General features: G+C 61.3%; 1 protein-coding gene and 2 pseudogenes. 2 read left to right on the top strand and 1 reads right to left on the bottom strand.

Features of this window, described 5'->3' with window-relative positions:
- Positions 1-594: 594 nt before the first annotated feature.
- On the bottom strand, positions 595-1707 hold the full coding sequence (locus ASG51_RS15085) for a hypothetical protein (protein ID WP_156389738.1): 1113 nt from the start codon (positions 1705-1707) through the stop codon (positions 595-597).
- A 1792-nt stretch (positions 1708-3499) separates the two neighbouring features.
- Between ASG51_RS15085 and ASG51_RS24775 the strand changes: the two are divergent.
- Positions 3500-3784 (top strand): annotated as a pseudogene (locus tag ASG51_RS24775) (exopolysaccharide biosynthesis protein); the annotation flags it as partial.
- Positions 3781-4092, top strand: a pseudogene (locus ASG51_RS24770) (exopolysaccharide biosynthesis protein); the annotation flags it as partial. The pseudogenes ASG51_RS24775 and ASG51_RS24770, both read left to right, overlap by 4 nt.

Genomic DNA, 4092 nt, shown 5'->3' with positions numbered 1-4092 from the left:
TGCGTGGGGCTGAAGCGCGCCCACCGCCACGTCGAGGCCGGCGACACTGGTCAAGCCGTTGTTACGGCCAATCCCGAAAAGATCCGAAGCGACATACATGGTTCAGCCCCCGAGCCGATAGCGCATCTTGATTGCGCGCTGCGATCAGTTCTCAGGGGCAAGCTAGGAGTGGGGGTTAAAGCTTTCTTTTAAGCTATGCGTTGGATTCGTTGGATCTCAGTCGACTCCAGGCTTTTGCGCGAAGAAATCGCACAACCTTTCGGTTTGATTACTGCAACGTTACAGCTCGTACTAAACGACATCTGCCGACGCGCGCAGGGTGCGGATCTGCCTTGGGCGGGGACCGATCGACGGTCGGTTTTCCTGAGAGTCACGCGGACCGTGGACGCCGCTCATCCGATGAGGGGGGAGGCGCAGCGCGGCCGAGGCCCCGAGATCCTGCCAAACCTCGGGGAGACTGGAGCACGGGCGGCCTGCGAGCACGCGCGTGGGCTCGCAGGCCGTGTCGTCTCGAAGGTCTCTCGATCAGGAAGGACCAGGGCGATCTCGGATCACGCGTCTACCTATGCCTCCGGGCCGAGCCGACCTGAGCGATCAGACGATGAAGAGATCGCTCAGCGATATATGGTCGGGTGTGACGTTCTTGAGGATGATCGTATCCGACCCGCCGTTGCCGACCGTGATGATCGTATCGGTGCCGTTGTGGCTCCACAGATTCACCTCTCGGCCCGTCTCGATGATGATCCGGTCTTGATGGGGACCATCCGCGTGGAAGTTGCGGATCACGTCCTGGCCGAAGCCATCGGCGAAGATGAACGTCGCACCGCCATTCGAGCTGGTGAAAACATCGTTGTGCGGCGTGCTTTCAACGGTCGCGAAGGTGCTGAGCTTGCTGACGAATAACGATCCGTCCGGGCGTACGACCTCTTGGAGCCGGATGGCACCATCGGTCTCCGTGATCTGGATGTGCGTGCCGTCGGCCGCGACGTTCATGGCGTAATGCGCGCCGTCGAGGAGCGTCTTGGTTTCGTACGTCAGCACGCCGGCCTTGTCGAAGCGATCCTCCAGGACGATCTTGCCGGTCTGATCATACGCGACGTGGCGGTGAGGGATGCGCGCGCCGACGCTGTCGTCCCACTGATCGACGGTCTTCGACAGGGCTCCGGTCTCGAAGCTATGGACGACCTTCGTGACGGTCCCCGTGAGGTCGTAGGCGACGCGAAGCCCTTCGGTGTCCGACGTGAGCACCTTCAGCGCGGGCGTTTCGTAGGGGCCGAAGTATTCGTCCTGAGAGGTCCAGGAAAAATCCGGGACCCGATCCGTTTCCGGTTCCTGTCCGGGGCTCGGAGACCGGGCATCGATCTCGACCGAACTGTGTTTGATGAACCCGGCGGCATCGTAGTCCCAGGCACGCGAAATGCCGTTCGTGACATCGTCTTGGGAAACGATCCAGCCTTTCTCATTGAAGACAGATACGATGATCGATTTACCCCCCTTGTCATTCAAAGACGTAGAAGTGCCATCCGAAAGATATTTTAGGGTCGAGAGAACTCCCGTTCGAGAGTCGTAGCTGGACCTGAAGGTCTGCCGGCCCAGTTCGTCGACGATGATGCTTTCGACGACCCACGGGCCGTCCTGGAATTCATATTGCCCAGGCGGTAAATCACTGTGCGGCGGAATGGGCGAAACAATTTGTGGCGCTGGCATCTGATTCTCCCTGAGCCTTTAAGCGATCACGGCAGATGCGGAATTTCAATTGCCACCCAGAAACAGCGTTAAAGATCTTTGTTTTCTTGCAAATTTGTCGTTATTGGAATGGTATTTAGACGATTTGACTGTGTCTCCGCGGCACCGATTTCCGCGAAATCTGTGCATTTGCCGAGGCAAACATCAGGAACGGATCCAGGGGTACGAGCCGCTGGCGCGACCTGGAAAACAGGAGGACGATCGCGGACCTGACCGGCCGGCTTCGGATCGGGCCGATGGAGAGGATCAGCCAGGATCGACGGGCCCCATCGCTTCAGGCTCGATCCGTCACACCCCAGGCCGGGATCGAACGCCGCGATCGGCCGATGCCGTCGGGCGCTGCCGGTCGAAGCACACGGTCTCTGCAGGCGGCACCACGCGATAGCGAAGGCGTTGCCGATCGTCTAAGACTGCAGACGCAATCGAATTGGCGACGGCTCTCGCCGACTCCTCGGCCCAACCGGCCGAGATTCCCGCCCATGAGGCTCTATGCTGACAAGCGATTCGCGCGCGACGCCGGGAATGCCCTTCGGCAAATTGGCTTCGGGGGATCCGGAAAGTCTTGGTTTCCTGTCTGGCGTTCTTCGTCGCCAGCGTCGGCTCATCGTTCGGGTCGTCCTGATTGCCCTTGCGATCGGCACTCTGATTTTCCTGTTCGCCCCGTCGTCCTACAAGGCGTCCGCAACGGTCCTGGTCGATTTCAAGCGACTGGCCGTCGTCGATGAAGAGTCGAAATCGACGGGCCGAATCGACAGCTCGGCTCTGCTCAGCCAGATCGAAGTCCTAAATTCGACCGGTGTTCTCGAACGGACCGTGATCTCCGAAAAGCTGGACACCGATCCGGACTTCATCGGCTCCCCGTCGATGATCCGGACGCTGTTCGCGGGTCTCGGCCTCGCCGATGACCCGGAAGCCGAGCCCATGGACGTGCGTCGCTCGAGGGCGATCGAGGCCTTGCGTAAGGCAACCAGCGTAGAGCGCGCAGAACTGTCCTACGCCATCACCGTCACGGTGACGGCGCGCAGCGGCGAGAAGGCCGCACGCCTCGCGAATGCGCTCGCACAGGCCTACATCGACGATCAGATGGATGCCAAGCGCTTGCCCTCCGAGAAGGCGAGCGCTTGGTTCTCGGAACGCATTACACAGCTCCAGAACGACGCAATTAAAGCGGAACGCGCGGTCACGGACTATCGTCTGAAGAATAACATTGTGACGACGGATGGACATTTTATCGAAGAACAACGTGTCTTCGATTTGAGTCAGGTCGCTTTGAAAGCCCGCTTCGCCCGTGCCGGCGCGGAAGCAAAGGTCGCACAGATCAACGAGATGGCGAGGACCGGCGGGGTGCAGAACGCGCTCGTCGACGAACTTTCGAACATCGTCATCATCCAGCTTCGCAAAGCCTATGCCGACGCGAAGCGCCAGATGGCGGATTTCACCGTCCGGTATGGCGCGACGCACGAAGCGACGATCAAAGCCCGCGCGAAGATGAACGAGCTTCAGAGTTCGCTGAACGACGAGGTCCAGCGCATTCTCGAAGGTGCGCGCAGCGACTTCGCCATCGCGCAGATCAAGGAGCAGAGCGTTCAGAAGGAACTCGCCGACCTGTCGGAGCGATCGCTGTTGGCGCTCGAGGCACGCTTTCAACTCGCGCAGCTCGAGAGTGCGTCGGCGACGGTGAAGACGATCCGCGACACCTTCATGTCGCGGTACGTCGACGGCATACAGAAGCAGAGCTTCCCGATGACCGAGNCAGCTCGAGAGTGCGTCGGCGACGGTGAAGACGATCCGCGACACCTTCATGTCGCGGTACGTCGACGGCATACAGAAGCAGAGCTTCCCGATGACCGAGATTCGGATCCTCACGAATGCCAAGGTGCCGACGCTCCGCTCCTTTCCGAAAGCCACGAAGGTCTTCGGTGGAAGCCTGGCGCTGGGCTTGGGGGCGGGCTGCCTGATGGCCGTGGCCCGCGAGGCCTTCTCGCGGCGCCTGCGGTTCCGACGTCAGCTCAGCTCGAGAGTGCGTCGGCGACGGTGAAGACGATCCGCGACACCTTCATGTCGCGGTACGTCGACGGCATACAGAAGCAGAGCTTCCCGATGACCGAGGCGCGCATCATCACAGCGGCGCAAGTGCCCACGGCACGCTCGTTCCCGACGGCCATCAAGGTCTTCGGTGGAAGCCTGGCGCTGGGCTTGGGGGCGGGCTGCCTGATGGCCGTGGCCCGCGAGGCCTTCTCGCGGCGCCTGCGGTTCCGACGTCAGGTCGAGACGGCCCTCGGCGTGCCCTGCCTCGGCTTTCTCCCGAACGTCGCGCGCGCCGAACCGGCCGCCCTCCACCCGCGC

The sequence above is a fragment of the Methylobacterium sp. Leaf465 genome (genome assembly GCF_001424705.1).
Taxonomy (GTDB): Bacteria; Pseudomonadota; Alphaproteobacteria; order Rhizobiales; family Beijerinckiaceae; genus Methylobacterium.
This window is presented reverse-complemented; position numbering and strand designations above follow the sequence as displayed.

Excerpts from the sequence above, each read along its gene's own strand:
- ASG51_RS15085 (WP_156389738.1), bottom strand. The coding sequence starts at position 1,707 with ATGCCAGCGCCACAAATTGTTTCGCCCATTCCGCCGCACAGTGATTTA.